Here is a 5,065-nt window from a genome sequence, read left to right on the forward strand (position 1 = left end):
TGGGGGGGTGCCGGGCCCCGCCCACCCCGTTGCGGGGGGTCGGGCCCCCCCCGGCCGGCCCGGGCCGGGTGTGGCGCGGCCCCCGCCCCGCCGCCCGGCCGGCCTCCCGGGGCTCGATCGCCCAGATCCCCCAGCGGCCGGCGTACGGCGCGTACCGGTCCCGCCAGCCGCGCACCCGCTCCCGCGCCTCGGCCGGGTCGGTCATCCGCCCCTTGCCCCCGCCCAGCCAGCGCATCACCTCGTCCCGGGAGTAGATGTCGTAGACGCGGGCGAGGTCCTCCGGCGTCTCGGTCCAGTCCCGGACCAGCAGGCGGTCCGTCGAGGCGATCATCATGCCGCCGGATCGTAATGCGTGCCGTCGGCCAACCCGGGGAAGGAGGTGCCGATGGGTGCGGGATGGCAGCGGACGAAGCGGATCGGCGGCGCGGCCTTCCGGCCGGTGCGGGGGCGGGACCTCTCGCTGCACGCCGCCGCGATCACCTTCTACGGGGCGATCGCGGTGGTGCCGGTGGCGCTGCTGGCGATCTGGCTCACCGGGCTGGTCGCCGGGGCGGACCACGTCCGCCGGCTCACCTCGTACGCGATCAACACGCTGCCCGCCAACATCGGCGCCAACCGGGCGGTGGCCGCGCTGGTGGAGGCCGGCCTGGGGCTCACCCCGCTGCTCGCGCTCTCCTCCTTGCTGCCGGCCTCCCTGTACGGGGAGGGGCTGCGCCGTGCCTTCGTCTCGGTGGCGGAGCCGCGCGTCGAGTCCGGCGCGCTGGTCGGGTGGCGGGGCCGCCTGCTGCTGCTCCCGCTGCTCGCCCCGGCCCCCGCGCTGCTGCTGTCGATCCTGGTGGCGCTGCCGCTGACCACCCGGCTCGTGCGGCAGGGCGGCTGGGTCGCGGCGCTGGGCGTGGTGCTGTCGTTCCTGGGGGTGTGGCTGGTGCTCACCCCGGTGCTGATGTGGGTGTTCCGGGTGGTCGGCCCGGCCTCCCCGGACTGGCTGGCCACCCTGGGCATGGGCTCGTTCACCGCCGCGAACCTCGCCGGCTTCCTGCACGGCTTCGTGCTGTTCTGCTCCCTGCCACTGAACCTGGGCGTGCCGTTCGGCGGGTTCACCCCGATCGGTGCCGGCGTGGCGGTGCTCCTCTGGCTCTACCTGTTCCACGTGATCGTCCTGGCCGGCTACTCCGCCACCCTGGCCCTCTCCCGCTGGCGCGCCACCCGCGCCGCGGCACGCGGGTCCCGCGAGGGACTGCCGGACAGCGGCGGGCGGGGCTAGGGTGCGCGGGTATGAGCGAAGCGAGTGAGCTGCCGGGCCGCGCCGACGTCGTCGTGGTCGGCTCCGGGCACAACGGGCTGGTGTCGGCGATCCTGCTGGCCCGGGCCGGGCTGGACGTGCTGGTGCTGGAGGCCGCCGAGGTGATCGGTGGGGCCACCCGAACGGAGAACCCGTTCCCCAAGGTCCCGGGGCTTCGCCACTCCACCGGCTCGTACCTGCTCGGGCTGATGCCGCCGGAGTTGCTGGCCACGCTCGACGTGAAGATCCCGGTGCTGCGCCGCGACCCGCACTACTTCCTACCCACCCCGGGCGGCCCGGGTGCGCCGTACCTCCTCTTCGGCAGCGACGCCGCGGCGAGCCGGCGGCAGGTCGCGGAGATGTTCTCCCCCGCCGACGCGGCCGCCGACGACGCCCTCCAGGCCGAGCTGGCCCACCTCCGCTCGGACCTGGCCCCGGCCTGGCTGGCCGAGCCGCTGCCGGTGGAGGAGACTGCCGAGCGGTACGTCCGCCCCGCCCTGCGCCAGGTCTTCGTGGACCTGGTCCGCGGCTCGGTCGTCGACTACCTGGCCCGCTTCGACTTCCGTTCCGAGCTGCTGGTGAGCATGTACGCGGTCACCGACGGCCTCTCCGGCCTCAACGCCGGCCCGGACGACCCCGGAACGGGCCACAACTTCCTGGTGCACAACATGTGCCGGCTGCCCGGATCGGGCGGCACCTGGATGATCGCCCAGGGCGGGATGGGCACGGTCTCCCGGGCCTTCGCCGAGGCCGCCCGCGCCGCCGGGGCCCGCATCCTGACCGGTACGCCGGTCACCGCGATCACCCTCGACCGCGGCGCGGCCAGCGGGGTGGTGCTCGCCGACGGCCGGGAGGTGGCGGCCTCCGTGGTGCTCGGCGCGTGCGACCCGTACCGGCTGATGGGGCTGTTGCCCGACGACGCGCTCCCGGCGGGCCTCGCCGACCGGATGGCGGCGGTCCGCCGCCCCGGCACCACGCTCAAGCTCAACCTGGCGCTGACCGGGCTGCCCCGCTTCTCCTGCCTGCCACCGGACGCGCCGAGCCCGTTCGGGTCGACCATCCACCTGCTCCCCGGCTCCGCGTCGCTGGTCGGCGCGGGTGGCGAGTCGCCGCTGGCCGCGCTGCGCGGGATGTGGGCGGACGTGCAGGCCGGTCGGCTGCCCGACGAGCCGACCATCGAGTGGTACCTGCACACCACGGTCGACCCGTCGCTCTCCGACGGCGCTGGGCACCACTCCTCGGCGCTGTTCGTCCAGTCGGTCCCCTACGAGCTGGCCGGCACGACGTGGGACGCGGCGCTGCCCGGCTACGTCGAGAAGCTGGTCGCGATCTGCGAGCGGTACGCCCCGGGCACCGGCGACCTGATCGCCGACGCGGTCCCGCTGCCCCCGCCGGGCATCGAGGCGCACTTCGGCATCACCGGCGGGCACATCCACCACGTCGACAACACCGTCTCGTTCACCGACCGGATGCCCTACGCGACCGGGGTCGACGGCGTGTACGCGGGCAGCGCCGGCTGCCACCCGGCGGGCAGCGTGATCGGTGCCGCCGGGCACAACGCCGCCCGGCGCATCCTCACCGACCTGGGCCGGTGACCGCCTCGCCGGCGGGCGCGGGGCTGTCGGCGTCCGCCCGGTGGGCCCGGATCTTGTGGCCGACGCTGGTCAGGCAGCGGCCGCTGGCCAGGTCGAACTTCCAGCCGTGCAGCTGGCAGGTGAGCTGGTCGCCGTCGACGATGCCGAACCGGCTCAGGTCCGCCTTCAGGTGCGGGCAGCGGCGCTGCACCACCCAGCCGTCCAGCGTGATGTCCTCGGCGTCGACCGCCCGCTCGTGCTCGTCGTACCAGCCCTCGGCGTACTGGAGGCGCTCCTCGGAGAGGCACTTGAAGAAGGCGTAGACGAACTCGTTGTACTGGCCGATCCGGGCCGCGGAGAACCGGCAGGACAGGAAGAGCGAGTTGACCCAGTCCACCTCGCCGATGTGCAGCAGGTGCTCCACCAGCGACCGCTCGGTACGGAACCGGTAGCGGACCTTCTCGTCCGCGTACGGCCGGACCTCCTTGCCCGGGAAGTCCACCACGATGGATTCGACGCTCTCCCCGTCGTAGCCCACCAGGTCGAACCGGACCGGCCCGCCGACCCCCTTGGCCAGGTAGATCGACTCGTCCAGCAGCGGTTCGATCCGGCGCTTCATCTCGCCGAGCACGTCCACCTCGGGGTGCCGCCAGGACGCCTTCTCGGCCTCGATGATCGGGCGCTTGCGCTCCCGCATCTCCGCCAGGTGGGCGACCTTGTTCGCGAAGAACTCCTCGACCGGCACCGGGTGGGTGGTGGTCGTGCCCTCGGTGGTGATCTCCGCGACGCTGCCGGGCAGCAGCACGATGCCGTTGGTGCCGCCGACCTTCGCGTACTCGGCGAGGAAGACCGACTGGTCCGGGAAGATGTTGCCCTCGTCGCCGAAGATGTCGTTGAACTGCCACAGCGTGTCGTCGAGGAAGCACGGCGGGCCGGCGATCGGGAAGACGTTGTCCGCCTTCAGGTCGTCGATGTAGCGCCAGGTGCGGTCGAACTGCCGATCCCGCTTCTGCTTGCCGAACGCGGTCTTCGCCGCCTGCGGCAGCTCGTAGACCATCGGGTACCAGATCGCGCCGGAGAACTGGAGCATGTGCGCGTGCACGTGCCCCAACTCGGCGAAGACGCTCAGGTCGGTCGGGCGGGCGTCGTTCTGGTTGAGCAGCCGGACCCCGTCGTACTCCACCCAGAGCGAGGAGTCGCCGATCGGGCCGTCGGTGGGGCTGGTGAGCGCCTGGATCATGATCTTGAGGCCGCCGGGCAGCTCCACGACCTGCTCGTTCGGCGCCTTGAGGAACTTGGTGAAGCCCAGCGCCCGCAGCTCGTCCTCCATCTCGGAGGTGGGGAACTCGGGGAGCAGGACGGTGACGTCCTTGGACACGAAGTCCCGCAGGTGCTTCGCGTCGAAGTGGTCCCGGTGCAGGTGCGAGACGTACAGGTAGTCGACCTGACCCAGGGCCTCCCAGTCGAGCTGCGAATTGTCCGGGAAGGGGAACCAGGAGGCGAAATAGGCGGGATTGACCCACGGGTCGCACAGGATGCTGCCCGCGGCCGTGTCGATCCGCATGCTGGCATGTCCCGTACCGGTCACTCGCACCGCAGTCCCCCTCAAAAAGGCATCAGGCGTACGTCAAGACGCTACCGGAGGCAGTGTGGTCGGCGTTCCGCGACGCCGGTAGTGCCCTTCCGCCCGGCGGAGGACGGGACCAATGGCCCGGGTGCCGCGCCCGCACCCCGTGCCGGCGGCCCGATCAGGGCGGACCCCGCACCGGGGCCGCCACGGGGCGTGCCAGACTAACCGGAGATCCGATCGCGAGGGAAGGACCGACAGTGGCAGGAAGCGAGCCGGTAACCGCGCCAGATCAGCACAAGCCCGGGCACCGCAAGTCCGGACGGATCGGGGCGGTGCTGTCGGCGGTGGTGTTGGTAATCATGGCGCTCTGCGGCAACCACGAGGGCAAGGTCGAGGACATCTGGCTGCTCGGGATCGCCGCGCTGCTGCTGGCCATCGTGATCGGCGACAGCGTGCTGCGGCGCAACGGCCTGCGGTCCTGACCCCCGGTCGCCTCGACCACCACGCACGAGGGCCCGCCCCCGGCCGGGGGGGGGGGGCCGGGGGGGTGCGGGGGGGTGTACCCCCCCACGGGGGTTTTCGGGGCGGCGGGTTGGGCGGGGGGGGGCGGGGCGCCCGAATTTGGCCGGGGCGCCCCCC

The 5,065-nt window shown here is 73.0% G+C and carries 5 protein-coding genes; 3 read left to right on the top strand and 2 right to left on the bottom strand.

The window, feature by feature from the left end; translation table 11 throughout:
- On the bottom strand, positions 1–334 hold a 334-nt coding region (locus ACWEVO_RS29695), incomplete at its 3' end, for a GNAT family N-acetyltransferase (RefSeq protein WP_452310782.1).
- 51 nt (positions 335–385) lie between these two features.
- Here ACWEVO_RS29695 and ACWEVO_RS29700 point away from each other — a divergent pair.
- Together ACWEVO_RS29700 and ACWEVO_RS29705 are read left to right on the top strand one after the other, a co-directional pair.
- On the top strand, positions 386–1,264 hold the full coding sequence (locus ACWEVO_RS29700) for a YhjD/YihY/BrkB family envelope integrity protein (RefSeq protein ID WP_452310783.1): 879 nt from the start codon (positions 386–388) through the stop codon (positions 1,262–1,264).
- A gap of 11 nt (positions 1,265–1,275) precedes the next feature.
- Positions 1,276–2,877, top strand: coding sequence for a phytoene desaturase family protein (locus tag ACWEVO_RS29705; RefSeq protein ID WP_452310784.1), 1,602 nt, complete (start codon positions 1,276–1,278; stop codon positions 2,875–2,877).
- Here ACWEVO_RS29705 and ACWEVO_RS29710 read toward each other — a convergent pair.
- Complete coding sequence (locus ACWEVO_RS29710) at positions 2,858–4,450, bottom strand: Rieske 2Fe-2S domain-containing protein (RefSeq protein ID WP_452310785.1); 1,593 nt, start codon at positions 4,448–4,450, stop codon at positions 2,858–2,860. The two genes, ACWEVO_RS29705 and ACWEVO_RS29710, sit on opposite strands and share 20 nt — an antisense overlap.
- Positions 4,451–4,683: 233 nt before the next feature.
- On the opposite strand from ACWEVO_RS29710, the gene ACWEVO_RS29715 reads away from it, so the two are divergent.
- Complete coding sequence (locus tag ACWEVO_RS29715; RefSeq protein WP_452310786.1) at positions 4,684–4,908, top strand: DUF2631 domain-containing protein; 225 nt, start codon at positions 4,684–4,686, stop codon at positions 4,906–4,908.
- Positions 4,909–5,065: the final 157 nt, after the last annotated feature.

This window comes from Micromonospora sp. NPDC003776 (assembly GCF_053605645.1).